25 protein-coding genes are annotated in these 26514 nt (G+C 73.0%); 14 read left to right on the forward strand and 11 right to left on the reverse strand.

Annotated elements, in window-relative coordinates; all coding sequences use genetic code 11:
• Positions 1-7 precede the first annotated feature (7 nt).
• The 6 genes from ACH4FH_RS01210 (at position 8) to ACH4FH_RS01235 (ending at position 6198) form a co-directional block, all read left to right on the forward strand.
• Entirely contained in the window at positions 8-1432 is a 1425-nt protein-coding gene (locus ACH4FH_RS01210) for an NAD(P)H-hydrate dehydratase (RefSeq protein ID WP_398553624.1), read from the forward strand.
• 223 nt (positions 1433-1655) lie between these two features.
• The gene (locus ACH4FH_RS01215; RefSeq protein ID WP_398553625.1) at positions 1656-2423 is read left to right on the forward strand and encodes a L,D-transpeptidase; all 768 of its coding nucleotides are present in this window, start codon (positions 1656-1658) and stop codon (positions 2421-2423) included.
• Between the two features lie 81 nt (positions 2424-2504).
• Entirely contained in the window at positions 2505-3680 is a 1176-nt protein-coding gene (gene alr, locus ACH4FH_RS01220) for an alanine racemase (protein WP_398553626.1), read from the forward strand.
• Entirely contained in the window at positions 3677-5065 is a 1389-nt protein-coding gene (locus ACH4FH_RS01225) for an alpha/beta fold hydrolase (protein ID WP_398553627.1), read from the forward strand. Before alr ends, ACH4FH_RS01225 begins: the two co-directional genes overlap by 4 nt.
• 104 nt (positions 5066-5169) lie before the next feature.
• Complete coding sequence (gene tsaE, locus ACH4FH_RS01230; protein WP_398553628.1) at positions 5170-5706, forward strand: tRNA (adenosine(37)-N6)-threonylcarbamoyltransferase complex ATPase subunit type 1 TsaE; 537 nt, start codon at positions 5170-5172, stop codon at positions 5704-5706.
• Positions 5707-5934: 228 nt separating this feature from the next.
• Positions 5935-6198, forward strand: coding sequence for a hypothetical protein (locus tag ACH4FH_RS01235; protein ID WP_398553629.1), 264 nt, complete (start codon positions 5935-5937; stop codon positions 6196-6198).
• 47 nt (positions 6199-6245) lie between these two features.
• Here ACH4FH_RS01235 and ACH4FH_RS01240 read toward each other — a convergent pair whose 3' ends face one another.
• On the reverse strand, positions 6246-6818 hold the full coding sequence (locus ACH4FH_RS01240) for a hypothetical protein (protein ID WP_398553630.1): 573 nt from the start codon (positions 6816-6818) through the stop codon (positions 6246-6248).
• 147 nt (positions 6819-6965) lie between these two features.
• Between ACH4FH_RS01240 and tsaB the strand changes: the two genes are divergently transcribed.
• The 4 genes from tsaB to ACH4FH_RS01260 all read left to right on the forward strand — a co-directional run bounded on the left by tsaB (position 6966) and on the right by ACH4FH_RS01260 (position 9892).
• Complete coding sequence (gene tsaB / locus ACH4FH_RS01245; protein WP_398553631.1) at positions 6966-7661, forward strand: tRNA (adenosine(37)-N6)-threonylcarbamoyltransferase complex dimerization subunit type 1 TsaB; 696 nt, start codon at positions 6966-6968, stop codon at positions 7659-7661.
• Positions 7662-7744: 83 nt separating this feature from the next.
• Positions 7745-8257: a ribosomal protein S18-alanine N-acetyltransferase gene (rimI, locus tag ACH4FH_RS01250; RefSeq protein WP_398553964.1), complete on the forward strand. Its 513-nt coding sequence runs from the start codon at positions 7745-7747 to the stop codon at positions 8255-8257.
• Between the two features lie 5 nt (positions 8258-8262).
• Positions 8263-9381: a tRNA (adenosine(37)-N6)-threonylcarbamoyltransferase complex transferase subunit TsaD gene (tsaD, locus tag ACH4FH_RS01255; RefSeq protein WP_398553632.1), complete on the forward strand. Its 1119-nt coding sequence runs from the start codon at positions 8263-8265 to the stop codon at positions 9379-9381.
• A gap of 145 nt (positions 9382-9526) precedes the next feature.
• On the forward strand, positions 9527-9892 hold the full coding sequence (locus ACH4FH_RS01260) for a hypothetical protein (RefSeq protein WP_398553633.1): 366 nt from the start codon (positions 9527-9529) through the stop codon (positions 9890-9892).
• Here the strand turns inward: ACH4FH_RS01260 and ACH4FH_RS01265 are convergent.
• Positions 9862-11100, reverse strand: coding sequence for a methyltransferase domain-containing protein (locus ACH4FH_RS01265; protein WP_398553634.1), 1239 nt, complete (start codon positions 11098-11100; stop codon positions 9862-9864). The two genes, ACH4FH_RS01260 and ACH4FH_RS01265, sit on opposite strands and share 31 nt — an antisense overlap.
• A gap of 327 nt (positions 11101-11427) precedes the next feature.
• Between ACH4FH_RS01265 and ACH4FH_RS01270 the strand changes: the two genes are divergently transcribed.
• Positions 11428-11874: a polysaccharide deacetylase family protein gene (locus ACH4FH_RS01270; protein WP_398553635.1), complete on the forward strand. Its 447-nt coding sequence runs from the start codon at positions 11428-11430 to the stop codon at positions 11872-11874.
• 106 nt (positions 11875-11980) lie between these two features.
• On the opposite strand, the gene ACH4FH_RS01275 is transcribed toward ACH4FH_RS01270, so the two are convergent.
• Complete coding sequence (locus tag ACH4FH_RS01275) at positions 11981-13384, reverse strand: FtsW/RodA/SpoVE family cell cycle protein (RefSeq protein WP_398553965.1); 1404 nt, start codon at positions 13382-13384, stop codon at positions 11981-11983.
• 495 nt (positions 13385-13879) lie between these two features.
• Here ACH4FH_RS01275 and groES point away from each other — a divergent pair, with 495 nt between their 5' ends.
• Together groES and groL are read left to right on the forward strand one after the other, a co-directional pair.
• Positions 13880-14188, forward strand: a complete 309-nt coding sequence (gene groES / locus ACH4FH_RS01280; protein WP_251419252.1) for a co-chaperone GroES — start codon at positions 13880-13882, stop codon at positions 14186-14188.
• 134 nt (positions 14189-14322) lie between these two features.
• Complete coding sequence (gene groL, locus ACH4FH_RS01285; RefSeq protein ID WP_398553966.1) at positions 14323-15945, forward strand: chaperonin GroEL; 1623 nt, start codon at positions 14323-14325, stop codon at positions 15943-15945.
• Positions 15946-16046: 101 nt separating this feature from the next.
• On the opposite strand, the gene ACH4FH_RS01290 is transcribed toward groL, so the two are convergent.
• From ACH4FH_RS01290 to ACH4FH_RS01315, 6 genes are all read right to left on the reverse strand, one after another.
• Positions 16047-16733 carry an ester cyclase gene (locus ACH4FH_RS01290; protein ID WP_398553636.1) on the reverse strand — a complete coding sequence of 229 codons (687 nt, stop codon included), beginning with the start codon at positions 16731-16733 and terminating at the stop codon, positions 16047-16049.
• Between the two features lie 58 nt (positions 16734-16791).
• The gene (locus ACH4FH_RS01295) at positions 16792-17850 is read right to left on the reverse strand and encodes a hydroxyacid dehydrogenase (protein ID WP_398553637.1); all 1059 of its coding nucleotides are present in this window, start codon (positions 17848-17850) and stop codon (positions 16792-16794) included.
• A gap of 41 nt (positions 17851-17891) precedes the next feature.
• Complete coding sequence (locus tag ACH4FH_RS01300) at positions 17892-18866, reverse strand: carbohydrate ABC transporter permease (RefSeq protein ID WP_398553638.1); 975 nt, start codon at positions 18864-18866, stop codon at positions 17892-17894.
• Positions 18866-19771, reverse strand: coding sequence for a carbohydrate ABC transporter permease (locus ACH4FH_RS01305; RefSeq protein ID WP_398553639.1), 906 nt, complete (start codon positions 19769-19771; stop codon positions 18866-18868). Before ACH4FH_RS01305 ends, ACH4FH_RS01300 begins: the two co-directional genes overlap by 1 nt.
• Positions 19768-21087, reverse strand: a complete 1320-nt coding sequence (locus ACH4FH_RS01310; protein WP_398553967.1) for an ABC transporter substrate-binding protein — start codon at positions 21085-21087, stop codon at positions 19768-19770. Before ACH4FH_RS01310 ends, ACH4FH_RS01305 begins: the two co-directional genes overlap by 4 nt.
• Before the next feature lie 207 nt (positions 21088-21294).
• Entirely contained in the window at positions 21295-22440 is a 1146-nt protein-coding gene (locus tag ACH4FH_RS01315; protein ID WP_398553640.1) for a LacI family DNA-binding transcriptional regulator, read from the reverse strand.
• Between the two features lie 189 nt (positions 22441-22629).
• Here ACH4FH_RS01315 and ACH4FH_RS01320 point away from each other — a divergent pair, with 189 nt between their 5' ends.
• Entirely contained in the window at positions 22630-24630 is a 2001-nt protein-coding gene (locus ACH4FH_RS01320) for a DUF2264 domain-containing protein (protein WP_398553641.1), read from the forward strand.
• A 102-nt stretch (positions 24631-24732) separates the two neighbouring features.
• Here ACH4FH_RS01320 and ACH4FH_RS01325 read toward each other — a convergent pair whose 3' ends face one another.
• Positions 24733-25506 (reverse strand): SDR family NAD(P)-dependent oxidoreductase, encoded by a 774-nt coding sequence (locus ACH4FH_RS01325; RefSeq protein WP_398553642.1) that lies wholly within the window; start codon positions 25504-25506, stop codon positions 24733-24735.
• Positions 25507-25806: 300 nt separating this feature from the next.
• On the reverse strand, positions 25807-26475 hold the full coding sequence (locus tag ACH4FH_RS01330; protein ID WP_398553643.1) for an MOSC domain-containing protein: 669 nt from the start codon (positions 26473-26475) through the stop codon (positions 25807-25809).
• Between the last annotated feature and the right edge of the window lie 39 nt (positions 26476-26514).

Below are 26514 nucleotides of genomic sequence, written 5' to 3' on the forward strand. Positions count from 1 at the left end.
TGGCCGCATGAGGACTGCCTACAGCGTGGAGACCGTGCGGGCCGCGGAGCGGGAGCTGATGGCCCGGCTGCCGGAGGGGGCCTTGATGGGGCGGGCCGCGGCCGGACTGGCCGTCGCCTGCGGGGAGTTGCTGGGGCGGGTGTACGGCACCCGGGTGACGCTGCTGGTGGGCAGCGGCGACAACGGCGGGGACGCGCTGTACGCGGGCGCCCGGCTGGCGCGCCGCGGCGCGGGGGTCGTCGCGGTGCTGCTGTCCCCCGAGCGGGCGCACCCGGGCGGGCTCGCCGCGCTGCGGGCGGCCGGCGGGCGGGTGTCGGCCGACGCGACGCGGGACATCGCCTGGGCCGATCTGGTCGTGGACGGCGTCGTCGGCATCGGCGGCCGTGGCGGGCTGCGCCCGCGAGCGGCCGAACTCCTCGGCGCGGTACGGGAGTCGGCACTGGTGGTCGCGGTCGATCTGCCCAGCGGCGTGGACGCGGACACCGGCGAGGTGCCGGGGGACGCCGTACGGGCCGATGCGACGGTGACGTTCGGGGCGTACAAGCCGGGGCTGCTGATCGATCCGGCGCGGGGGCGGGCCGGTGCGCTGCGGCTGGTCGACATCGGTCTGACGCTGCCCGAGGAGGCCGAGGCGGAGGCGTTGCAGCACGCGGACGTGGCGGACCTGCTGCCGCGCCCCGCGGCAGAGAGCGACAAGTACCGGCGCGGGGTGGTGGGCGTGGTGGCCGGCTCGGCGCGCTATCCGGGCGCCGCGGTGCTGGCGGTGGCGGGCGCGCTGCGCGGCGGCGCGGGGGCCGTGCGGTATGTCGGGCCGGCCGCCGACGCGGTGCTCGCGCAGTTCCCCGAGACCCTGGTGCACGCCGGGCCGCCGCACAAGGCGGGCCGGGTGCAGTCCTGGGTGATCGGCCCCGGCCTGGGGGACGAGTCGGACGCGCTGGACGACGTGCTGGCGGCGGACGTGCCGGTCCTGGTGGACGCCGACGGGCTGCGTTTCCTGACGCCGCAGCGGGTCCGCGACCGGGCCGCGGCCACCCTGCTCACCCCGCACGCCGGCGAGGCGGCGGCGCTGCTCGGCAGTGGCCGGGAGGCGGTCGAGGCGGCCCGGCTGCACGCGGTGCGGGAGCTGGCCGGGAGGTTCGGCGCCACGGTGCTGCTCAAGGGCTCGACGACGCTGGTCGCGCAGGCCACCGGGCCCGTACGGGTCAACTCCACCGGTACCGGCTGGCTGGCGACGGCCGGCAGCGGCGATGTGCTCTCCGGGCTGACGGGATCGCTGCTCGCCGCCGGTCTGGCGGCCCGCGACGCGGCGTCGGTGGGCGCGTATCTGCACGGCCTCGCGGCCCGCCGCGCGGCCGGCCCGCGCGGCGCCCCGATCGTGGCCACGCAGGTCGCCGACGAGCTGGGCGCGGCCTGGCGGGACGTCCTGGACTGACGCCGGTCCGGGCCGGGAGCCGGGCGGGGCGGTTGCCCGCGGGGGGCGGGACGTGACCGCCCGGTCGATGTGGCCACCGCGCGCCCCGCTGCCGGGCGCTGACGTCCCACAAGCCCCTTGCGCCGCAACGCCGTTACGCCCGGCGGGCGAACGCCGCGGGGCACCAGGGCGAACCTGTGGCGTGCCGGGACGCGGGGACGTACCGCCACGGCATGGGTGAGTCATGAAACGCACCCTGCCGGCGCTGCTGGTCGGCGCCCTGCTGCTCACCCTCGACGGCGCGCCCCCACCGGCCGTCGCGGTGCCGCCCGTTCCGGGTGCGGCGGCCCAGGCAGCGGCGGCTCCCCGGGGCCCGCACCGGCCGCACCAGGGGCAACAGCGCGCGGCCCACCACGGGGCGCCGCCGCGCTGCAGCAGGTCCGCCGGCCCCTACCAGCAGCAGGTCGAGCGCCACCTGCGCCGTGTGGCCGACGGCCGGCAGTCAGCGGGGGACTGCAAGGCCATCCGCGGATTCCAGAGGGCGCACCACATCACGCCGGCGAACGGCTTCGCGGGACGCGTCACCGCCGCCGTGGTGCGGCTGCTGCGGGCGCAGCGAAATCCGAACAAGGCCGGCCGCTGCCCGGTCCGTGCCCGGCGGGTGGCCTGCGTCGACCTGTCGCGGCAGCTCATGTGGGTGCAGCGCGGACGGAGGGTGGTCCTCGCGCCGGTGGCGATCCGCTCCGGCCGGTCGGCCCTCGGGACCCGCACCGGCACGTACCGGGTCTACCTGCGGGTGAGGAACCACACCTCGACGCTCTACAACACGCCGATGCCCTTCGCCCAGTTCTTCGACCGGGGAGAGGCGCTGCACGGCGTCTACGGCGACATCTACGAGTCGCCCGGCTCACACGGCTGCGTCAACCTGCAATGGATGGACGCGGAGAGGTTGTGGGATGTGCTGAAGAAGGGCGACACGGTGTACGTATGGGGCCGCAGGACCGGCGTGTGAGCCCGCCCGGGCCGCGTCCCGCGGGGCACGCCACCGCCGGTCCCCCGGGGCCCCACGGCGTCGCCTGAGACACTGAGGGGGATGAACGAGACAGCGAAGCGCGCCCGCGCCACTATCGACGTCGCCGCCGTGCGGTCGAATGTGCGTGCCCTGCGGGCCCGTGCACCCCGGGCAGAGCTGATGGCCGTGGTCAAGTCCGACGGCTACGGACACGGCGCGGTGCCCTGCGCCCGCGCCGCCCGTGAGGCCGGAGCGGCCTGGCTGGGCACGGCGCTTCCCGAGGAGGCGCTCGCGCTGCGCGCCGCGGGCGACACCGGCCGGCTGATGTGCTGGCTGTGGACGCCCGGTGGCCCCTGGGGCAAGGCTGTCGAGCAGGACATCGACGTCTCGGTGAGCGGGCTGTGGGCGCTGCGCGAGGTGACGGAGGCGGCTCGCGCGTGCGGCCGTACCGCCCGCGTCCAGCTGAAGATCGACACCGGTCTGGGCCGTAACGGTTGCCAGCCCGCCGACTGGCCGGAGCTGACCGCGGCCGCCCGCGCCGCCGAGACCGAGGGCGCGCTCACCGTCACCGGTGTCTGGTCGCACTTCGCCTGCGCCGACGAGCCGGGCCACCCCTCGATCGCGCTGCAGCTGACCGCCTTCGACGAGGCCCTCGCCGTCGCGGCGGCGGCCGGGCTGCGGCCCGAGGTGCGGCACATCGCCAACACCCCGGCGCTGCTGACCCTGCCCGAGGCGCACTTCGACGTGGTGCGTGCCGGCATCGGCATCTACGGCATCTCTCCCAGCCCCGAGGTCGGCACCCCGCAGGACTTCGGGCTGCGGCCCGCGATGACCCTGGAGGCGTCGCTGGCGTCGGTCAAACGCGCCCCGGGCGGCCACGGTGTCTCCTACGGGCACCACTACACGACGCCCGGTGAGACCACCCTCGCGCTGGTCCCGCTCGGCTACGCCGACGGCGTCCCGCGGCACGCCTCCGGCAGCGGCCCGGTGCTGGTCGCCGGCAAGTGGCGGACGGTCGCCGGCCGCATCGCGATGGACCAGTTCGTCGTCGATCTGGGCGGGGACCGGGCGGAGCCGGGCGACCCGGCGCTGCTGTTCGGGCCGGGGGACCGCGGTGAGCCGACCGCGGAGGACTGGGCCGTCGCCGCCGGGACGATCGGCTACGAAATCGTCACGCGGATCGGAACCAGGGTGCCGCGCGTCTATGTGGACAGCGATGTCGAAGGGGACACGACGCTCACGGGGAGTACGGCATGACGGACGGCACGGGCGCGGCGAAGGCGGTCGAGGCAGCGGTGGAGACGGCCGTGGAGACGGCGGCCGACGCGGCCGGCAACTGGGCACGGGCGGGGCGCAATGCCGGCCTCGCCGGTGCCGCGATCGGCGTGGTCGCGGCCGGGGCGGCGGCCGGTGTGGCGATAGAGCGGCTGACGGTCGGCCGGGGGATGCGCCGCAAGGCACGGCTGGCGCTGGACGCATCGGGCCCGTTCGGCACGCTGCGCGGCACCCCCGGCACGGCGATCGCCGAGGACGGCACCGCGCTGTACTACGAGGTCGACGAGCCTGGGGAGACCGCGCAGGGGCCGGAGGAGGGCGGTCCGGGCGGCGCCGCGGGCAAGGGCGGCAGCGGCAACGCCGCCACGGCGGTGAAGGCCGACAAGAGCGCCAGGGCGGGCCGGGGCGGCAAGAACGTGCGGCCGGTCCAGGACGGTCAGGGCGGCGCCCAGGGCGGCTTCCGCAAGCGGCTGCTCTCGGCGCTGGGGCGGCGCTCCGCGGCCCCCACCGTGGTCTTCTGTCACGGCTACTGCCTCAGCCAGGACTCCTGGCACTTCCAGCGCGCCGCGCTGCGCGGCACGGTGCGCACGGTCCACTGGGACCAGCGCAGCCACGGCCGCTCCGCGCGCGGCCACGGCCAGATGGACGGCACCGAGCCGGTCACCATCGACCTGCTCGGCCGGGACCTCAAGGCGGTGCTGGACACCGCGGTGCCCCAGGGGCCGATCGTGCTGGTCGGGCACTCCATGGGCGGGATGACGGTGATGGCGCTGGCCGATCAGTTCCCCGGGTTCGTGGCGGAGCGGGTGGTCGGGGTGGCGCTCGTCGGCACCTCGGCGGGCCGGCTCAGCGAGGTCGCCTTCGGGCTGCCGTCGCTGGGCGTCAAGGCATTCCACCGCTTCGCACCGGGTGTGCTCAAGGCGATGGGCGCCCAGAGCGAGATCGTCGAGCGCGGCCGGCGGGCCACCGCCGACCTGTTCGCCGGGCTGGTCAAGCGGTACTCGTTCGGGACGCCCAAGGATGTCGACCCGGCGGTCGCGCGGTTCGCCGAGCGGCTGATCGAGGCCACCCCGATCGATGTGGTCGCCGAGTTCTTCCCGGCGTTCGCGGTGCACGACAAGACCGAGGCGCTGGTGGCGTACGACGCCCTGCCCGCGCTGGTGCTCGCCGGTGACCGGGATCTGATCACCCCCGCCGACCACAGCCAGACCATCGGCGAGCTGCTGCCCGCCGCCGAGCTGGTGTGCGTCGAAGGCGCGGGGCATCTGGTGATGCTGGAGCGGCCCGAGCTGGTCAACGACCATCTGGTGACGCTGGTGGAGCGGGCGAGCGCGGGGAGCCGCAGCTCGCGGTCGGCACGGGCCTGAAGCTCCGGCGGGCCGGGCGCCTCGGCGCCGCGCCTGCCCGGCCCGGTCCCGGCCGCTCCGCAGGTCCGGGACCGCCATGCCGGGCGGGCCGTACCATTTGCGGCATGAGCACCACCGACGCGACCGCCCGTGTAACCGTCAAGTCACCCGACCAGATGCAGGACTTGGGCCGCAGGCTGGCCACCCTGCTGCGCCCCGGCGACCTGGTACTGCTCACCGGCGAGCTGGGCGCGGGCAAGACGACGCTGACCCGGGGCCTGGGCGAGGGGCTTGGCGTGCGCGGCGCGGTCACCTCCCCGACCTTCGTCATCGCCCGTGTGCACCCCTCGCTGACCGGCGGCCCCCCGCTGGTGCATGTCGACGCCTACCGGCTCGGCGGCGGTCTGGACGAGATGGAGGACCTGGACCTCGACGTGTCGCTGCCGGAGTCGGTGGTGGTCGTGGAGTGGGGCGACGGCAAGGTCGAGGAGCTGTCCGACGACCGGCTGCATGTCGTCATCGGGCGGGCCGTGGGTGCGGACGCCCCCGGCGGCCCGGAGGGTGCGCCGGAGGCCGACGTGGACGACGTGCGCGAGGTGACGGTCACCGGCCTCGGCCCGCGCTGGTCGGGCGCCGGCCTGCCCGCGCTCGAAACCTGCTGACCAGGCGCTGCGCGCCGTACGCCGTCGCGGGATCGCAGCGGCCTCACCCGGGCGCGGGCGAGCGGCGCATGCCCGCGGGTCCCCCATCCGGTGCGAACGTCCCGTAGTTTCCGACAAGCCGTCGGTAAGATGTTGCGCGCGTGGTGCCGGGCGTGGTGACATGGGTGCAGAGCACCGGTTAGGGCAGCCTAACTTCTGCCGCTTGCCCCAGGAGCCCCGGAGGCGTCCATGTCGGCCCACCAGTCCTCCCCCACATCTGAAGGGCGCGGGGGGACCCCCTTCGCGGCGGCCCGGCGCGCCGATCACGAGGCGCCCGAGCAGTCGCCCACCATGCATGAGCTGCTCGCGGCCTGCGCCGCGGCAAGCGCCGTCTCCACGCCCCCGGACGCCCCCTCGGAAACCGCGCTGAACAGGCGCGCGGACGAGCCGGGCGAGGCCGAAACGGACGGCGAGGCCGGAGCCGCGTCCACTTCCGGGCGCGACGCGGCGTAGCCCGAACGGGTCACGCGAACGGCGCGAGCCGGCCGGCGGCGGCGCGGTCAGTTGACGACGACGACCTTGGTGCCGTGCAGCGCGAAGTCCCACATCGCCTTGCCGTCGTCCCGCGCCTCACGAATGCCGCCGGTCTTCTTCGACGGGTCCGGTTCCGGCATCGAGCCGTCCACCGCCGCGCTGAAGCCGATCACGACGCTGTCGGCGCCGGCGAACCGCACGACGTGCTCGATCGCGACGCCGTCCGAGCCCGTGATGCTGACCGAGCGCGAGGTGACGCTGTACGTCCCGACGGAGGGGCTGACGCTGCTCGGCGCCACCTCGAAGCTCCGCCGCGTCTTGTCGTCCGCGCCGACCAGCCAGACGCGCTCGGCACCGAGGGAGTACACGACCCGTTGGCCCTCGCCGGACGAGGCGGGGATCGCGACGGCACCGGGCGCCTTGTCCTTCTTCTTGTGCCGGTCGGGCTTCGAGGGGCTCTTGGGGGCGTGACTGCCGTCGCTGCGGACCTGCGTGAGCGGGTCCGTGGCGGACGCCGACGCCTGGTAGCCCACCACGCCGACCACGACCAGGGCTGCCGCGGTGAGAGCGGTGACGATCGAGCTGCTCCTAGCGGGCACCGCTGTGCCACCTTCCCGTGTATCCCGTGCTCTCCCCGCCGCCGGCCGGGAGGCCCATGTCATGCCGCGCCACTGCTCGGCCGCGCGATTACGGGCCGACGGTAGCACCGGGACGGGCACCGCCGGTCGAGCCGTAGTCTTAAGGGCGTGCTGCTGCTAGCTCTTGACACCGCCACCCCCGCCGTCACCGTCGCGCTCCATGACGGCTCCCGCGTCCTCGCCGAGTCGCGGCAGGTGGACGCGCGCCGGCACGGCGAGTTGCTGCTGCCCGCCGTCGACCGGGTGCTGGCCGAGGCCGGACTGAAACTCGACGCGGTCAGCGACATCGTGGTCGGCGTCGGCCCCGGCCCCTACACCGGCCTGCGGGTCGGACTGGTCACCGCGGCGACGTTCGGTGCCGCGCTGGACGTCCCCGTCCACGGCCTGTGCTCGCTGGACGGCATCGCCCACGCCGCGGGCCTGGACGAGCCCTTCATCGTGGCGACGGACGCACGCCGCAAGGAGGTCTACTGGGCGCGGTACGCCCCGGCGCCCGGCGACCGCCCCGAGGCCGGTCGTTCGCACCGCCCGATCCGGCTCGGCGAGCCCGCCGTGGACCGCCCCGCGGACATCGCCGACCAGGTGGCCGGCGTCCCCGCGGTCGGCGCGGGCGCGCTGCTGTACGACACGGTCTTCACCGGCGTACGCCGTGAGGGGCCCGAGCACCAGTCCGCCGGCGCGCTCGCCGCACTGGCCGCCGACATGCTCGCGGCGGGCGAGGAGTTCCTGCCCGCCCTGCCGCTGTACCTGCGCCGGCCGGACGCGCAGGTTCCGGCCAACTACAAGGTGGTCACGCCCAAGTGACGCCGGCCGCGACGCACGGACAGCCGGCCGACGGCCCGCCCACGGCGGCCCCGCCGCCCCCCGGCGCCGCCACCCTGCGCCGGATGCGCTGGTGGGACCTGGACGCGGTGCTCGACCTGGAGCGCGCCCTCTTCCCCGACGACGCCTGGTCGCCGGGCATGTTCTGGTCCGAGCTGGCGCACGCCCGCGGCTCCGACGCCAACCGCCACTACGTCGTCGCCGAGCGCTCCGGCCGACTGGTCGGCTACGGCGGGCTCGCCGCCGTCGACGGCACCGGCGACGTCCAGACCATCGCCACCGCCCGCGACCAGTGGGGCAGTGGCCTCGGCGCCCGGCTGCTGGGCGACCTGCTGTCCGCAGCCACCGCCTTCGAGTGCCGGGAGGTGCTGCTGGAGGTCCGGGTCGACAACCTCCGCGCGCAGCGCCTCTACGAGCGCTTCGGCTTCGAGCCGATCGGCTTCCGGCGCGGCTACTACCAGCCCGGCAACGTCGACGCCCTCGTCATGCGCCGTACCGCCACGGACACGGACACCGAACCGGGCTCCGGGAGCGACGCCCCGTCCGCTCCCTGCGCCCCCTGTGCACAAGGATCGTAGAAACCATGGCTGACTCACGCGGCGGACCACTCGTCCTCGGCATCGAGACCTCCTGCGACGAGACCGGCGTCGGCATCGTCCACGGCCACACCCTCCTCGCCGACGCGATCGCCTCCAGCGTCGACGAGCACGCGCGCTTCGGCGGCGTGGTGCCCGAGGTGGCCTCCCGGGCGCACCTGGAGGCGATGGTCCCCACCATCCAGCGCGCCCTGAAGGACGCCGGCGTCACGGCGAACGACCTGGACGGCATCGCGGTCACCGCAGGCCCCGGCCTGGCGGGCGCGCTGCTGGTCGGCGTCTCGGCGGCCAAGGCGTACGCCTACGCCCTCGGCAAGCCGCTGTACGGCGTCAACCACCTGGCCTCGCACATCTGCGTCGACCAGCTGGAGCACGGCCCGCTGCCGGAGCCGACGATGGCGCTGCTGGTGAGCGGCGGCCACTCCTCCCTGCTGCTCGCCCCGGACATCACCACCGACGTCCGCCCGCTCGGCTCGACCATCGACGACGCGGCGGGCGAGGCATTCGACAAGATCGCCCGGGTGCTGCACCTCGGCTTCCCCGGCGGCCCGGTCATCGACCGCTACGCACGCGAGGGCGACCCCGACGCGATCCGCTTCCCGCGCGGGCTGACCGGGCCCCGCGACCCGGCCTACGACTTCTCCTTCTCCGGCCTCAAGACGGCCGTCGCGCGCTGGATCGAGGCCAAGCGGGCGGCCGGCGAGGACGTCCCGGTCGCGGATGTCTCGGCGTCCTTCCAGGAAGCCGTCGTCGACGTGCTGACCCGCAAGGCCGTCCGGGCGTGCAAGGACAACGGGGTGGACCACCTGATGATCGGCGGCGGGGTCGCCGCCAACTCCCGGCTGCGGGCCATGGCCGCACGCCGCTGCGAGGACGCCGGCATCACCCTGCGGGTGCCGCGGCCCAAGCTGTGCACCGACAACGGGGCGATGGTCGCGGCGCTGGGTGCGGAGATGGTCGCCCGTAACCGGCCGGCCTCCTCCTGGGACCTGTCGGCGGACTCCTCGCTGCCGGTCACCGAGCCGCATGTGCCGGGCGAGGCCCACGCACCGCACCACGGGCACGACCACGTTCATGAGGTGAGCAAGGAAAACCTCTACTCCTGAGGGGCACCGGCCGCCGCTGAGACCGCTCGCGGCGCCCGGCAGGCCCACGCCCGCCGCGTGCGCCTGGCCGTCTCCCTCCCCCGCACCCGCCGGAAGTCCTACGCTGGTCCCGGCACCGGGCGCGTGCGTGGGGAGGCGGCAGGCTGTGGACTGGTTCTGGTGGGTCTTCATCTTCTTCATGGCGGGCGGCTTCGCGAAGGTGGCGGACACCGCCCGTACGGCACTGCGCACCCGCCACGAGCGCAAGATGGAGCGGCTGGAGGGCGCCCGCCGCGAGCGGCTGGAGCTCGCGGCGGCCCACAAGCCGCCGGAGCCGGTGTGCGGCTGCACCCACCACCTCGCCAAGCACGACAAGCGGGGCAAGTGCCATGAGCTGGTCGAGGTGGCGGTCGCCTGGGACGCGGACCACAAGCCGGTGCAGTACGAGGCCGGGCAGTGCACCTGCCAGCAGTACGTCGGCCCGCAGCCGCTCTCCCAGATTTACGCCGAGGACCTCACCGACCTGGCCTGAGCGGGCTGCCCCAGCAGCATGGTGGGGGCCCCGGCCACCCGGGTGAGGAAGATCGTGCAGGACTTCCGGCCGCTGCCGAGCTTCAGCTTCTTGCGCAGTTCCTCGGGTTCGACCGCCGAGCCACGCTTCTTGATCACCGCGATGCCCACCTCGCGCTCCCGCAGCAGCGCCTTGAGCTTCTTGACGTTGAACGGCAGCACGTCCGTGATCGCGTAAGCGGTCGCGTACGGCGTCCCGGTCAGGCTGTCCGCGGTGATGTACGCGATCGTCGGATCGATCAGCCGCCCGCCGACCTGCCGGGCGACATCGGCGACGAGATGGGCCCGGATGACCGCGCCGTCCGGCTCGTACAGCCAGTCCCCGACCGGGCCCGGCTCGGGATCGGGCAGATCCGCACCGAGCAGGGAGCCGCCGGAGGGCAGCAGGGTGGCGCGGCGCGCGCCCGGAGCGAGGGCGGGCGAGGAGCCGGGCGGCGTCGTCCCGAACCACAGGACCGCCTCCTTCACGTCGCCGGAGTCGGAGATCCACTCCGTCTCGGCGTCGGCGGGCAGCGCGTCGTGCGGCACACCGGGTGCGATCTTCAGCGCGGCGAACGGCGCCGCCCGCGCCGCCTCGACGGCCCACGACAGCGGCGGCGAATACGCCTCCGGGTCGAAGATCCGCCCGCCTCGCACCCGGCTCCTGCGGGCCGGGTCCACGAACACCGCGTCGTATCCGGCGGTGTCCACCTCGGTGACGTCGGCGCACCGCACCTCGATCAGCTCCGCCAGCCCCAGCGCCTCGGCGTTCGCCCGCGCCGCGGCGCAGGCCAGCGGGTCGCGGTCGACCGCGAGGACGCGGATACCGGCCCGCGCCAGCGCGATGGCGTCGCCGCCGATCCCGCAGCAGAGGTCGGCCAGGCTTCCGACGCCCAGCGCGGCGAGCCGGGCGGCGCGGTGCGCGGCGACCGTCGCGCGGGTGGACTGCTCGACGCCGTTGGGCGTGAAGTACATCAGCTGCGCGTCCGCCCCGAACTTCGCCGCCGCCCGCTGCCGCAGCCGTGCCTGCCCGAGGGCGGCGGAGACCAGCGGCGCGGGGTGGTCGCGGCGCAGCCGGGTCGCGGCCGCCAGTTCGTCGGCCGGATCGTGGTCACGCAGCGCGGTCAGCAGCGCCTGCCCCTCGGGGGCGAGGAGCGCGGAGAAGGTGTCGAGATCGGTCACCTTCCCCATTGTGGGCCAGCCGGTGGACCGCGCCGCGTGCCGGGCGGCGGGTCCGCCGCGGTGGCCGTACGCACTGCCGGAATCCGGCGGCACGCAGCTTGTCGGACTTCTGCGGGGCAGGCCGGTCCGGGACGTGGCGGTGTGGTGTGTGCTCGGTGTGGCGGCGGGCTGCGGTGCCGTGGCCGACGGGGGCGGGCAGGACAACGAACCGGGCGGCGGTGGCCCGGGCCTGGCGGAGCCGCCGCTCAGCGCCCCGAAGCCCCGGGCGAATAGCCGGGCCTGGCCCGCGGGCAGCAGTCCGGCGGCGGCCGGAAGCTGCCGGCCGTCATCTCCCGGGTGCCGACCGATCGGCGGGTGGTCTTCCTGACGATCGACGACGGTGACGACAGGGACCCGGAGTTCGTGCGGATGATGCGTGAACTGCGCGTCCCCTACGGCGTGTTCCTCAGCCACTACCTCGCCAAGGAGGACTACGGCTCCTTCCGCGGCATGCAGCAGCTCGGCACCGGGCTGCACAACCCACCCTGCACCCCCCTTCCTGCCGGGGCTGGACGCGGCCGCACAGCGCAAGGAGATCTGCGGGCAGCAGCGCAACCTGCGGCGCGAGACCGATCGCCGGCCCGGCTCTTTCGGCCGCCGTACGGCGAGTACACGGGGCAGACCCTGCGCATCGCGCGCTCCTGCGGCATCCGGGTCGTGCCGCTGTGGACACAGGACGCCTTCCCTGACCGGATCGACTACGGCGGAGCGGGCCGGCGGCTGCACCCGGGGACATCATCCTGACCCACTTCCGGGGCCGGAGGGACTGGCCGGGCGCGATGCCCGACGTGGCACGCGGGGGGCTGCGTACGGCCACCGAGCAGGGCTTCGCCCTCGCGCGGCTGGAGGACTACGGGTGAGCGCGGCGGCGGCGCCGCGACCTGTCGGCACCCGGGCCCACCGGTTCGCGCCGGCGCTGGGCGGTGTCGCTGATGCGCAGGAGCAGCGCGATCATCATCCAGTTCGCGACGAGTGACGAGCCGCCCTTGGCGAGGAAGGGCAGGGCCTTGCCGGTCAGCGGGATCAGGCCGGTGACGCCGCCGGAGACGACGAAGACCTGGAGCACGAGTGCCCCGGACAGCCCGACCGCCAGCAGCTTGCCGAACGGGTCGCGGGCGGTGAGGGCGACCCGCAGGCCGCGCTGGGCGAGCAGCGCGTACAGCAGCAGGACGGCCATCACCCCGGCCATGCCCAGCTCCTCGCCGACGGTGGTGAGGATGAAGTCGCTGTTGCCGGCGAAGCCGACCAGTTCCGGGTGCCCGCGGCCCAGACCGCTGCCGCCGATGCCACCGCTGCCGAAGCTGAACAGCGCCTGGGCGGCCTGGTCCGAGATCAGTCCCGGCGGCCGCTCGGACTCTGGCAGGAAGATGTCCATGGGATGCAGCCAGGCCATGATCCGGCCCTTGACGTGCGGCTCGACGGAGCCGACGACGGCCGCGCCGGCCGCGGCCATGGCCAAGCCGCAGAGCACCCAGCTGGTGCGCTCGGTGGCCATGTAGAGCATGATCACGAAGACGCCGAAGAAGATCAGCGAGGTGCCCAGGTCACGCTCGAAGACCAGTACCAGCAGGCTGATGACCCAGATGGTGAAGATCGGCGCGAGCTGCCGTCCCGGCGGCAGCTGCACCCCCATGACGCGGCGTCCGGCCAGCGCCAGCGCATCGCGGTTGACGGTGAGATAGCCCGCGAAGAACACCGAGATCATGATCTTCACGAACTCGCCGGGTTGCAGCGACAGCGGCCCCAGCAGGATCCAGCGCTTGGCGCCGTACATGTCGGCGCCGAAGAAGGCCGGTGCCATCAGCACGACCAGCGCGACCACCATCGTCAGATAGATGTAGCGCTGCAGGATCCGGTGGTCGCGCAGGAGCATCAGGATGGCGATGCAGACCGCCACGCCGATCACCGTCCACACCAGCTGGCCGTCCGCGGCCTGGGCCGTTTCCAGCCGAGGGTCCTCGGCGTAGGTGATGTCCAGGCGGTGCAGCAGGACGAGGCCCAGACCGCTCAGGAGGGTGGCCAGCGGCAGGATCAGCGGATCGGCGCGCGGGGCGAAGCGCCGGATCACCAGATGCGGGATCAGCGCCACGAAGAACATGGTGGCGGCGAACGCGGTCAGGCCCTCGGGCAGCCGGCCGGTCATCGCCAGGCCGGTGCTGACGTAGCCGAACACCACGATCAGTACGACGAAGCCGAGCAGCCACGCCTCGGTTCTGCGGCGGTTCGGTGCCTGGGCGAGCGCGGCGAAGGTCATCGTGCGCTCGGCGTCGCTCTCCGGCACGCCGGCCGCCCGGCGCGCGCTGGTCGGTCCACGCACGGTTTTCCTCCGCCATCGGTCGTCGGAGCCGCGGCCCCGGACCGCTCTGTCCGGTCAGGACACTCCGGACAGAGCGGTCCGGGCATCGGCTCGGCAGTCGGGGAGGTAGACGGGGCAGTCGCGGGGAGGGTTGCGACGGAGGGGAAGGTGTGGCCGATTCGGTGCAGGCCAGGGGCCGGCGGGGGCGGCCGGTGCGCGGGTGCGGCCCGGCGGTGGAGAGGGCCGCGTCAACCTGCTGCGCGCGACGCGCGCAGCACAACTGGCACTCCGCTTGACCGAGTGCTAACCGCGTCATAGTCTCGGCGTTGGCACTCTCCGCAGGGGAGTGCTAAACACGGCGACGGGCTGTTCCGGCACCCGCGACGACGGATCTACCTGGTCGCCACCTCAGACAGTTAACCCCGTGAGATCTCCGAAGGGGGAGGTCGGATCGTGACGACCGCCAGCACCAAGGTTGCCATCAAGCCGCTCGAGGACCGCATTGTGGTCCAGCCGCTCGACGCCGAGCAGACCACGGCCTCTGGCCTGGTCATTCCGGACACTGCCAAGGAGAAGCCCCAGGAGGGCGTCGTCCTGGCCGTGGGCCCGGGTCGCTTCGAGGACGGCAACCGTCTTCCGCTCGACGTTTCCGTCGGCGACGTCGTGCTTTACAGCAAGTACGGCGGCACCGAGGTGAAGTACAGCGGCGAGGAGTACCTCGTCCTCTCGGCTCGCGACGTTCTCGCGATCGTCGAGAAGTAATTCACCCAGAATTGCCTAGATCTGCGCCCCTGGTTCCCGCGTCTAAACACCCGGGGCAGGGGCGCAGTTCGTTTGAGCGATAGCGGCCACCGCTGCGTGGCCGAGGATCGCAACGAGAGGACTTGAAGCAACCCATGGCGAAGATCCTGAAGTTCGACGAGGACGCCCGTCGCGCCCTCGAGCGCGGCGTCAACAAGCTTGCCGACACGGTCAAGGTGACGATCGGCCCCAAGGGCCGCAACGTCGTCATCGACAAGAAGTTCGGCGCCCCGACCATCACCAACGACGGTGTCACCATCGCCCGTGAGGTCGAGGTCGACGACCCGTACGAGAACCTCGGCGCCCAGCTCGTGAAGGAGGTGGCGACCAAGACCAACGACATCGCTGGTGACGGCACCACCACCGCCACCGTGCTGGCCCAGGCGCTGGTCCGCGAAGGCCTGCGCAACGTCGCCGCGGGCGCCTCCCCGGCCGCCCTCAAGAAGGGCATCGACGCCGCGGTGAAGGCCGTGTCCGAGGAGCTCCTCGCGACCGCCCGCCCGATCGACGACAAGTCCGACATCGCCGCCGTGGCCGGCCTGTCCGCCCAGGACAAGCAGGTCGGCGAGCTCATCGCCGAGGCGATGGACAAGGTCGGCAAGGACGGTGTCATCACCGTCGAGGAGTCCAACACCTTCGGTCTGGAGCTGGACTTCACCGAGGGCATGGCCTTCGACAAGGGCTACCTGTCGCCCTACATGGTCACCGACCAGGAGCGTATGGAGGCCGTCCTCGACGACCCGTACATCCTGATCCACCAGGGCAAGATCGGTTCGATCCAGGACCTGCTGCCGCTGCTGGAGAAGGTCATCCAGGCCGGCTCCTCCAAGCCGCTGCTGATCATCGCCGAGGACGTCGAGGGCGAGGCCCTGTCGACCCTGGTCGTGAACAAGATCCGTGGCACCTTCAACGCCGTGGCCGTCAAGGCCCCCGGCTTCGGTGACCGCCGCAAGGCGATGCTCGGCGACATGGCCACCCTCACCGGTGCGACCGTCATCGCCGAAGAGGTCGGCCTCAAGCTCGACCAGGCCGGTCTCGACGTGCTCGGCACCGCCCGCCGCGTGACCGTCACCAAGGACGACACCACCGTCGTCGACGGTGGCGGCAAGTCCGAGGACGTCCTCGGCCGCGTCAACCAGATCAAGGCCGAGATCGAGTCCACGGACTCGGACTGGGACCGCGAGAAGCTCCAGGAGCGCCTCGCCAAGCTCGCCGGTGGCGTCTGCGTCATCCGCGTGGGTGCGGCCACCGAGGTCGAGCTCAAGGAGAAGAAGCACCGTCTGGAGGACGCCATCTCCGCGACCCGCGCCGCGGTCGAGGAGGGCATCGTCTCCGGTGGTGGCTCCGCTCTGGTGCACGCCGCCAAGGTGCTGGAGGGCTCCCTCGGCAAGGAGGGCGACGAGGCCACCGGTGTCGCCGTCGTCCGTCGCGCCGTCGTCGAGCCGCTGCGCTGGATCGCGGAGAACGCCGGCCTCGAGGGCTACGTCATCACGGCGAAGGTTGCCGAGCAGGACAAGGGCCAGGGCTTCAACGCCGCCACGGGCGAGTACGGCGACCTGGTGAAGGCCGGCGTCATCGACCCGGTCAAGGTCACCCGCTCCGCGCTGGAGAACGCCGCGTCGATCGCGTCGCTGCTGCTCACGACCGAGACCCTGGTCGTCGAGAAGCCGGCCGACGAGGAGCCCGAGGCCGGTCACGGCCACGGTCACTCCCACTGACGCACCGCCGCGCCTGCGGCTGAAAGGCCCCTGTTCCCGCTCGTGAGCGACGGGAGCAGGGGCCTTTCGTCTTGTGGCTCCTTCGGGTCAGCGCTGTCGTGTCAGCCGGTGAGCTGCCGCATCAGGCCCATCAGGTCCTCGTGCCACCAGCCTTCCTGGATCTTGCCGTCCTTGAACCGGAAGATCGTGGTGCCGGTCATGACGCACTGCCTGCCGGTCGGCGCGATGCCCATGAAGTCGCCCTTGTGGGTGCCGGTCCAGGTCCACAGCGTCACCACGTCGTCGCCCTGGCAGATCTCCCGCTCCAGGCTGAAGGTGAAGTCGAAGGCGGCACGCCACCCGCTGACGTCGCTCCGGATGTGCTGCGAGCCGACGGACTCCGTCGGCTTCGCGACGTCGTGGTCCCGGTAGTCGGACGCGAAGATCTCGTCGACGGCGTCGAGGTTGCCGCCGACGGCGATCTCGTGGAAGAACCGGCGGGAAGTTGCCTCGTTCAACTGTTCTTCGCGGACCACGTCGAGGTCGGTGAAGGTGGGGGTCCCGTCGCAGAGCGCCACCATGTCCCGGAAGATCCGCTCCGTCTCCGGCAGCTCGGAATTCTTCATGGCCTCGTCGTACGAGGGGAATTCGACGATCTCGACGATGTGGGCCTCGTCGGAGCGGTCCTTGCCGATGAGGCTGTGGGTGGCGGTCCGCTTGCCCTTGGTCTGGTCGACCCACTCGTCCATGAGTCGGTCCATGTCATCGAACCGGTCGGTCTTGAAGTCGATTATCTGTGCGAATCGCATGGTGTCTCCCGAAGTGGGTCGGACACCGCCATTTTAGTGGTTATGGGGGGATTTGAGGTTAGGCCGAGTGGTGCAGCGACTCGGGGAGCACCGTGTGCGCGAAGGGCAGCCCGGAGGCGTACCGCTCCAGCTCGTCCAGGGCCTGATCCGTCATGCGGTGCAGCTCGGTGCCCAGCGAGCCCGCGATGTGCGGGGTCAGCAGGACGTTCGGCAGCTCGTACAAGGGGGAGGCGGCGGGCGGGACTTCGGGTTCGGTGACGTCGAGTACGGCGTTCAGGCGGCCGGATACCAGTTCCGGCAGGAGCGCCGCCTCGTCGACCAGCGAGCCTCGGGAGGTGTTGATCAGGGTCGCGCCGTCCGGCATCCGGGCCAGTTCGCGGGTGCCGAGCAGGTGGTGGGTGGCAGGCAGCTCAGGAGCGTGCACGGAGACGATGTCGCTGTCGGCACAGAGGACGTCCAGCGGGACGAGGCCGACGCCCAGGGCGCTGGCCTCGGCCGTGTCGACGTACGGGTCGTGCAGCAGGACGCGCAGGTCGAACGGGCGCAGCAGATCGATGACGCGGCGGCCGATGCGGGAGGCGCCGATGATGCCGACGGTGCGGCGGTAGTTGCCGGCGCCGGCCAGCTCGCGCTGCCAGTCGTGCGGAGCGCGCAGGGTGCGGTGGCGCCGCGCGCTGTGCAGCACCTGCTTGTTGGCGAGAAGGATCATGGCCAGGGTGTATTCGGCGACGGGCAGGGCGTTGGCGGCGGCCGCGGAGGAGACGGTGATGCCGCGGGCCCAACACGCCTCCGTGACGTGGTGTTTGACGGAGCCCGCGGCGTGGATGACCGCGCGCAGGCGGGGGGCCGCGGACAGCACGCGCGCGGTGAGCTGTGGTGCACCCCAGCAGGTGAGGAGGACCTCGACTTCGGCGAGGGCGGCGGCGACCTCCGGAGTCGGCTCGGCCAACTCCTGGGCGACGAGCCGGTGGTCGGTGCGCGCGAGGGCCGCGAGGCGGGTGTGGTGACGCTCGGCGAGGAGCCGGTCGGCGATGCCGGGGCCCATGGACAGCAGCAGGGTGGGCCGGGCAGGCGGGATACCCGCAGGTCCGGGGGCGTTGTCAGTGGTGGGGTGCATGGTGGTACCGGTGCTCCTTCACGGTCGCCCGACGTTCGTCGTCATTTGACGCTGCCGGCGGCGAGGCCGGCCTTCCAGTGTCGCTGGAGGGCGACGAAGGCGATGATCAGCGGGATGACGGCGAGGAGCGATCCGGTGACGACGAGGGGGTAGTAGGACGGCTCCGCGTGGGTATTGCTGTTCCATGCGTACAGGCCGAGGCTGAGGGGGAAGAGCTGCTGGTCCGAGAGCATGACCAGGGGGAGGAAGAAGTTGTTCCAGATGGCCGTGAACTGGAACAGGAAGATGGTCACGAAGCCCGGCATGATCATGCGCAAGCCGATGGACCAGAAGATCCGCAGTTCGCTCGCGCCGTCCATACGCGCCGCCTCGATCGCCTCGCGGGGGAGATAACCGGCGCTGAAGACTCGCGCCAGATAGACCCCGAAGGGGTGTGCGAGGACGGGTATCAGCACCGCCCAGTAGGTGTTGACCAGGCCGGTCCTGGCGGCGAGCAGATACAACGGCAGGGCGAGTGCGGTGGTGGGCACCAGCACCCCCAGCAGGACGACGCCGAACAGCTTCTCCTTGCCGGGGAAGGAGTAGACGTCGAAGGCGTATCCGGCGGCCACCGACACCAACGTGGAGAGCAGCGCGCCGCCACCCGCGTAGAGCAGGCTGTTGCCGTACCACCGGAAGTAGACGCCGTCGTGGAAGGACGCCAGCCGGGAGAGGTTGCCGCCGAGGTCGAAGCCCTCGAAGGAGAAGGCGTCGCCGGCCAGCAGCCCGCCGGCGTCCTTGGTGGCGGCGGTGACCAGCCACACCAGCGGCAGCAGTGTGTAGACGACGGCGAGGACGAGGGTGCCGTTGACAGCCGCCTTGGAAAGCCGGCGGCCGGGGGCGGGGCGGGCGGCCCCGCGAAGGACCCCGCGGGGCTGCCGTACGGGCGCCGGCCCGGTGATGAACGCGGTGTCCCGCTCCGCGAGGTCGCTCTCCGCGAGGTCGGTGGCCGAGCGGGCGGCCGGGGTGTGGCTCATCAGGTCGTCCTGCCCTTCGTCCGGGTCCTGGGGGCGCGCCGCGAGAAGCGTGTGACGGCGAAGGACAGCGCCGCGGCGGTGAGCGCGAGCAGCACGGAGGCGGCCGCAGCCAGTCCGTAGTCGTTGCGGGTGAAGGCCGCGGCGTAGGCGTACATGTTCGGGGTCCACGTGGAGTTCAGCGCGGCCGACGAGGCCTGGTTGATGATCAGCGGCTCGGTGAAGAGCTGGAGCGATCCGATGACCGTGAAGAGGGCGACCATCACCAGCGAGGAGCGGATCAGCGGGATCTTGATGCCGGTCGCGATCCGCCAGGCGCCCGCGCCGTCCACCGTCGCCGCCTCGATCACCGAGCGGTCGATGGCCTGCAGGGCGGCGTAGAAGATCACCATGTTGTAGCCGAGCCACTCCCAGAGCGCGATATTGACGACGGCGGGCAGTGCGCCGGAGGGGGAGAGGAAGCTGAAGTCCAGGCCCCCTGACCGCAACGCGCCGACGACCGGGCTGAGTTGGGGCGTGTAGAGGTAGACCCAGATCAGCGCCGCGATGATGCCGGGCACGGCGTGCGGCAGGAACAGCGCGAGTTGGAAGAAGCGCCGGGCCCGTGCCAGGGCCGAGTCGAGCAGCAGGGCGAGTGCCAGCCCGCCGGCCAGCAGCAGCGGGATGTAGAGGACGCAGTAGCCGAGCAGGACGAGGAAGCCGTCGCGGAAGGCGTGGTCGCCCAGCGCGGTGACGTAGTTGCCGAGACCGGTGAAGACCGTCCGCGTCCCGCCGAAACCGAGCCCCGACTGCTGCTCGGTGAAGAGGCTGAGCCACAGCGCGTAGCCGATCGGCAGCACCATCACGACGGTGAAGAGGGCGAAGAACGGAGTCAGCAGGACGGAGACGGCACGGGCCTTGGCGCTCACCGGCCGGCGGCCTTCAGGCCGCGCTTGCGCAGCTCCTTCACCGTCGCTTCCTGTGCGGTGCGTACGGCCCCGGCGAGCGTGCCGTCACCGTCCGCGGCCTTACCGAAGGCGTCCTTGAGCGCGCTGTTGGTGGTGCCGCCGGTCGGGCCCCACGTCCAGTTCCTGCCGATGGCCGCGGCCGCGCCGTCGAAGACGTCGTAGACGTCCTGCCCGCCGTAGAACCGGGTGTCGAACGCCTTCTCGGCGACCGGGCGGAGGGACTCGGCGGCGGGGTAGGCACTGGACTCGCCGGAGGAGAGCCGGGCCTTGACGGCGTCCGGGGAGGTGGACATCCAGGTCGCGAACTTCACCGCCGCGGCTGCCTGGTCGCTGTCCTTGGTGACCGCCCAGGTAGAGCCGCCGAGCATGCCGCCGGCCGGCTTCCCGTCCCAGGTGGGCATGGGGGCGGCGGCCCACTTGCCGCTCTGGTCGGGGACGAGGCTCTTCAGTACGCCGGCGCCCCAGGACGCGCCGAGGTAGCCGACGGTGTCGCCCTTCTTGAGCGCGTGGGTCCAGCCGGGGCTGAAGGAGGTGGCGCTGTTGACCAGGCCGTCGTCGAGCAGGCTCTGCCAGTAGGCGGTGACCTTCTTGGTGGCCGGGTCGGTGGTGTCCACCTTCCAGGCGTCGCCCTGGGTGGCGAACCACTGCCCGCCCGCCTGCCACACCATCGCCTCGAAGGTGGTCGGGTCGTCCGGGAAGAAGGTGCCGATCCGCGCCGTGGGGTCGGCCTTCCTCGCCGCGGCGGCAGCGGCCTTGAAGTCGGCCCAGGTGCGGGGCACCTTGATCTTGTGCTTGGCGAAGAAGTCCTTGCGGTAGTAGTACGTCTGGGGCGCGGCGTCGAAGGGCACCGCCCAGTTCTTGCCGCCGAGTGTGGTCAGCTCCACCGCCTGCGGGAGGAGCTTCTTCTTGAGGTCGTCGCCGACGTAGCGGGTGATGTCCTGCAGCGCGCCCTGGCTGACGAACTCGGGCAGCGAGGGGTACTCGATGCTGACCAGGTCGGGGGCGTTGCCCGCCTTGACCGCGTTGGAGATCTTCGCGTAGCCGCCGGCTCCGCCGGAGGGGATCTCCTCGTACGTCACCTGGATGTCGTCGTGGGCGGCGTTGAACGCGTCGACGGTCTGCTGGGTGCCCTTCGTCCAGCCCCAGTAGGTGATGTTGACGGGCTCACCGTCGCCGCCGGCCGCGTCACCGGTGGCACCGCCACAGGCGGTCAGGGCGGCGAGGGCGGCGACGGCGCCGGCTATCGCGACGGAGGTTCTGCTCCAACTGCGGCTCATGCTGCGGCTCATGCTGCGGCTCATGACGCGGCTCCTGGGGCTGGCGGCCGAACGGCCCGGCGGCTGACGGCGGAAGGAAAGCGGGAAGCGATGGCGGCGATCCTTGGACGCGTCATGAGCGAAGTCAAGAGCGAACGATTGAATGATCGAAAAACGAACAAGAAGTGAGCGCTCCGGGGGCGCGGCCCCACACGCGCCGTCGGACCGTCAGCCCTGCGCGCGGCCCTCCTCCAGGAGTTCCGGCGCCGCGGCTCCGCACGAGGCCCGTACGCGCAGCCGGGGCAGCAGCGCGAGATGCCGTCGCGCGGCCGGCTCCGCCCCGCCCGCCGCCCGGTCCGCCGGCCTGCCGCGCACCGACCTGCCCCAGCGCTCCAGCAGCAACTCGGCTGCCAGCCGTCCCACTTCACGCTTGGGCGGTGCCACCGCCGTCAGTGGCGTGTCCGCCAGCGCGGCCACCTCGTCGTCGTAGGCGACCACGGCCAGATCGCCCGGCACCCGCACGCCCAGCTCCGCCAGCCGCTGCACCAGCTGGATCGCGTCCACGTCGTTGTGCACCAGTGCCGCCGTCGCCCGACCGGACGTCACCGCCGTCCACAGGGACTGCACACCCCGCTCGAAGCCCGCCGGGTCGCGGTCCGCCGGCGCGTCGATCACCGGATGCGGCCGCTCCAGCCCCAGGGCGCGCAGGGCCTGGTCGTAACCGGCGCGCACCGCCAGGGCCGTGGGGCTGTCCGCCCGCGCCACCAGCAAGGGGGCCGCGTGTCCCTGCCCCGTCAGGTGCCGCAGGGCCAGCAGCACGCCGTGCGCGTGGTCGGAGCACACCCGGTCCAGGCCGGCCAGGGGGCTGCCCGGATCCACCGAGCGCTCCAGAAGGACGGCCGGGACCGGGAGTTCGCCGATCCAGTCGCCGTGCTCCGCCTGGTCGGCGCGGCCGCGCCAGCCCGGCGCGATGAGCAACCCCTCGGCGCCGGCCGCGAGCAACCCCTCGGCGCGCGCCCGGTCCTCCTCCGGCCGGTAGTCGGAGATCCGCAGGATCAGCCGGGCACCCGCCCGGGCCGCGGCCTCGTGCGCACCATGGATGACATCGGCGAAGTAGTAGGTGGCCGACGGCGCGAGCAGCCCGAACACCGGGGCGGTGCCCACACCTGCCGCCCCGGCGGTGCGCGGCCGGGGCCACGACACCGATCCGTGCGCCCGGTCGACCAGGCCCTTACGGGTGAGTGTCTCGACGTCCCGCCGCACCGTCACCGGCGACACCCCGAGCCGGTCGGCGAGTTCGGTGACCCGGGCCGTGCCCTGCTCCCGCACCAAGGTCAGCAGGCGGTCGTGGCGTTGCACTGCGCTCTCGCGCACGGCGCATTCCCCCTCGCGTGTGGCGGCCCCCGGCGGCCGGATGGCGGACGAGCCTAGTCCAGCCTGATCGATCGCAACAGCAATCGATCGTTCGATCCTTTTCCCTTGACGTTCGATCACCCGAGGCTGAAGGATGCCCGCGTCGTCCGGCCGACCACCGCCCTCCGACCACCGCACTCAGGGGAGCCCATGACCGCACCCGCCACGCCGGGGTCCTTCCCACCCGCCACACCGGGCTCCTTCCCACCCGCCACGCACCGCTCCTTCCCACCCGCCACGCACCGCTCCTTCCCACCCGCCACACCCTGTCCCTTCCCCCTCCCACCCGAGAACCGCGACCTCAGCCCGTACACCGGCTGGACCCGCGCCCACTGGGAGGCGGCGGCCGACGGCCTGCTCCGCGCCACCGTTCCGTACGCGTCACCGGGCCACGGTCTGATCGCTCTCCCCGGCGCGCGCCCCAGCTCCTCCGGAACCCGCTCGGACGGCCTCGAAGGCTTCGCCCGCACCTTTCTGCTCGCCGCCCTCCGGGTCGCCGGCAGCGACGGCCACGACCCCGGCAACCACCTCGAACGCTTTGCCGCCGGACTCGCCTCGGGCACCGAAAAGCCCACCGAAGCACGGGAGTTGACGCCGGACAGCCCCGACTCCTGGCCCGGTATCGCCGCCGTCCGGCAGGCTTACGTGGAAGCCGCCTCCCTCGCCCTCGGCCTGCGGCTGACCCGCCCCTGGCTGTGGGACTCCCTCGACGACGCGGTCCGCGCCCGCGTCGTCGACTGGCTGCTGCCCGCCCTCGCCCCGTCCCCCGTCGACAACAACTGGTGGCTCTTCGGCCTCACCGTCGGCGGCTTCCTGCTCGACGTGGACATCGAGAACGTACGCGCCCGCGTCGCCGTCGACCGCGCGCTGGCCCGCATCGAGGACTGGTACCGCGGCGACGGCTGGTACACCGACGGGGACAACCGCGCCTTCGAGCACTACAACGCCTGGGCACTGCACTTCTACCCCGTCCTGCACGCCCACCTCGGCGGCGACGACGCGCTCCTGGCCACTCACGGCCCGCGGCTCGCCGCCCACCTCGCCGACTACACCCGCCTCTTCGACACCAACGGCGCCCCGCTGCCCTTCGGCCGCTCGCTCACCTACCGCTTCGCCGCCACCGCAGCCCCCTGGCTCGGCGCCCTCACCGGGCACACCCCGCTCACTCCTGGCGCCACCCGCCGACTCGCCTCCGGCACGCTGCGCCACTTCCTCGACCGTGGCGCCGTCGACCGACGCGGGCTGCTCCCGCTCGGCTGGTACGGGCCCTACCCGCCCATGCTCCAGAGCTACTCCGGCCCGGCCTCGCCGTACTGGGCGTCCAAGGGGTTCGTCGGTCTCCTGCTGCCCGCCGGCCATCCGGTCTGGACGGCCCGCGAGGAGCCGCTGCCCGCCGAGACCCGCGACGCCGCGCTGCCCCTCGGCCGGACCGGTCTACTGGTGCAGTCCACCGCCTCCGACGGCCTGGTACGCCTGCACAATCACGGCAGCAACTCCACCCTCGCCGCCCCCGACCCGTACTACGCGCGCTTCGCGTACTCCACCCGTACCGGCCCGACCGCCCTCGAAGCCCCGGCCGACAACCACTTCGCCCTGCTCGTCGACGGGCGGCCCACCACCCGAGGCCCGGCCGTCCCGCACGGCGCGGGACCCGGCTGGGCCGCCTCCACCCACACGCCGCGCCGCGCCGACGGCACCGAACTCCCCGGCGTCCGCGTGCTGTCGGCCACCGTCGTCCACGGCCGGACGGAACTGCGCGCCCATCTGGTCACCGGTGCGCCACCCGGTACCCGGGTGCGCCTGACCGGCTGGGCCACCACCCCGGACGGCCCGACCGCCCAACTCCACCCCGTCCACGGCTTCGACGGCCCACCCGCGGACACGCCGACCGGCAGCACCCTCGTCGGACCCGGCACCCGCACCGCCGTGCTGGAAGGCACCATCACGGCCCCCGAGGGCTCCCTCTTCCTGGCCCTGGCCTCGCTGACCGCGGAAGCGTCACCCGCGCCCATCCACACCCGGGCCGTCGTCCACGCGGCAGCGGACACCCTGCGCGTCACCTGGCACGACGGCACCAGTACCCACGTCCCCTTCCCGCACCACCCCGGCGCGGCAGGGGCCGGTGCTCAGGCCCCGGCGGACGGGATCTGAGCACCGGCCCCTGAAGGAAGGTCCGGCAACGACCGGCCACGAAGCACCGAGGCCGCCTCGCCCCCGCGACGAACTCGGCGCGCACCGCGGCCGCCCGCCCCGTCAGCGCGGTCCGTACTTCCGTCCCGTCCGGGAGCTGAGACCGCCGAGCACACCCCGAGGCGCCAGCTTCACGGCGCCCATCAGCGCCTTGTACCGCGGGTCCGGAATGGACAGGGACTTCCCCCGCGTCAGGTCCTTCATGGCCGCGTCCACGAGCTTGTCGGCGTCCAGCCACATCCAGCCGGGGATGTTGTCCGTGCCCATCCCCGCCCGCTGGTGGAATTCGGTGCGGACGAACCCGGGGCACAGCGCCATCAGCCGTACACCGCTGCCCGCCAGATCCCGGGCGGCGCCCTGCGTGAACTGGACCACCCACGCCTTGCTCGCCCCATACGTACCGCGCGGCACGAACGCCGCCACCGACGCCACGTTCACCACCGCGCCGCGCCGCCGGTCGCGCATCCCGCGTACCGCCGAGGTGGTCAGCCGCAGTACCGCCTCGCAGTGCACCTTCAGCATCGTCAGCTCATCGGCCATCGACACTTCGAGGTACTCGCCCTTGTTGCCGAACCCGGCGTTGTTCACCAGCAGATCCACCGGCTGCTTGGGGTCGGCGAGCCGCGCCTCGACGGCGGCGATGCCCTCCTCCGTCGACAGGTCGGCGCTCAGCACCTCCGCCTCGATGCCGTGCCGGTCGTGCAGCTCGGTGGCCTGCTCGCGCAGCCGCTTCTCATCGCGCGCCACCAGCACCACGCTGTGGCCGTCACTCGCGAGCCGACGGGCGAACGCTGCCCCGATGCCCGCCGTCGCTCCCGTGATCAATGCAGTCGTCATATAGGCACGCTATCCGTCCACGACGCGGCGGCCACGCCAGCGGCGGCCCTGCCGTCGGCCGGGCGGCCCCGCGCCGGTGGTGCAACGCCCTGCGTCCGCGTGCAGGTTGGAGCATGCCGGGTGGTCCCCCCGACACCCCCGAGGCCCACCGCGGCCGCCGTGACCTCCACACCTTCTCCACCCCGCACCCCGAAGGCGGCACCCGACAGGTGACGGGACTTCACCCGCCCGTCGTCGCGCGCCCGGCGCGCACCGGCGCCCGCCCCGCGCCCCGCCGTACCCGCCGACGCCCACACACCGTCAGTGCCCGTGTCGTTCCACGTACGCCAGGGCTTTGTCCCGCGCCAGGGGATGGAGCGCGTCGCCGGCCTCCAGCAGCCGCCTCAGCAGCGCCCGCTCCCGCGTGAGGGCGCGGAACATCAGCGCGACGGTCACCTCGTGGTCCGGGCGGTGCAGCAGCTCCACGCGGTCCCCGGCGCGGATCTCGCCCGGTTCGACCACCCGCAGATACGCGCCGGGCACCGCGGTCTCGGTGAACCGCTTGATCCAGCCGCGCTCGCCGATGCGGCCCTGGAACGTGCGGCACGGGACGCGCGGAGAGGTCACCTCCAGCAGCACCCGCGGGCCGACCCGCCAGCGCTCGCCGATCCGGGCGCCGGTGACCTCGACACCCAAGGTGGTGAGGTTCTCGCCGAAGGAGCCGTTGGGCAGCTCGCGGTCCAGCTGGCGCTCCCACTCGTCCAGGTCCTCGCGGGCGTAGGCGTACACCGCCTGCTCGTCGCCGCCGTGGTGGCGGAGGTCGACCACGGTGTCGCCGGCGAGCCCGCTTCCGCCGGTGCCCCCGGGGCCGGGGGCGGTGACCGTGACCGGCCCGGCCACCGGCCGCTTGTCGATGCCTGTCTCGCCGCTCTTGGCACGGGTGTGTTCGGAGGGCGTGGCGCGCCCCACATTCACGGTCAGCAGCTTCATGGTCGGCACGCTAGCCAGCCCCAATCAAAGCGTCGAGCC

This window comes from Streptomyces sp. NPDC017993 (assembly GCF_044328065.1).
Classification (GTDB): domain Bacteria; phylum Actinomycetota; class Actinomycetes; order Streptomycetales; family Streptomycetaceae; genus Streptomyces.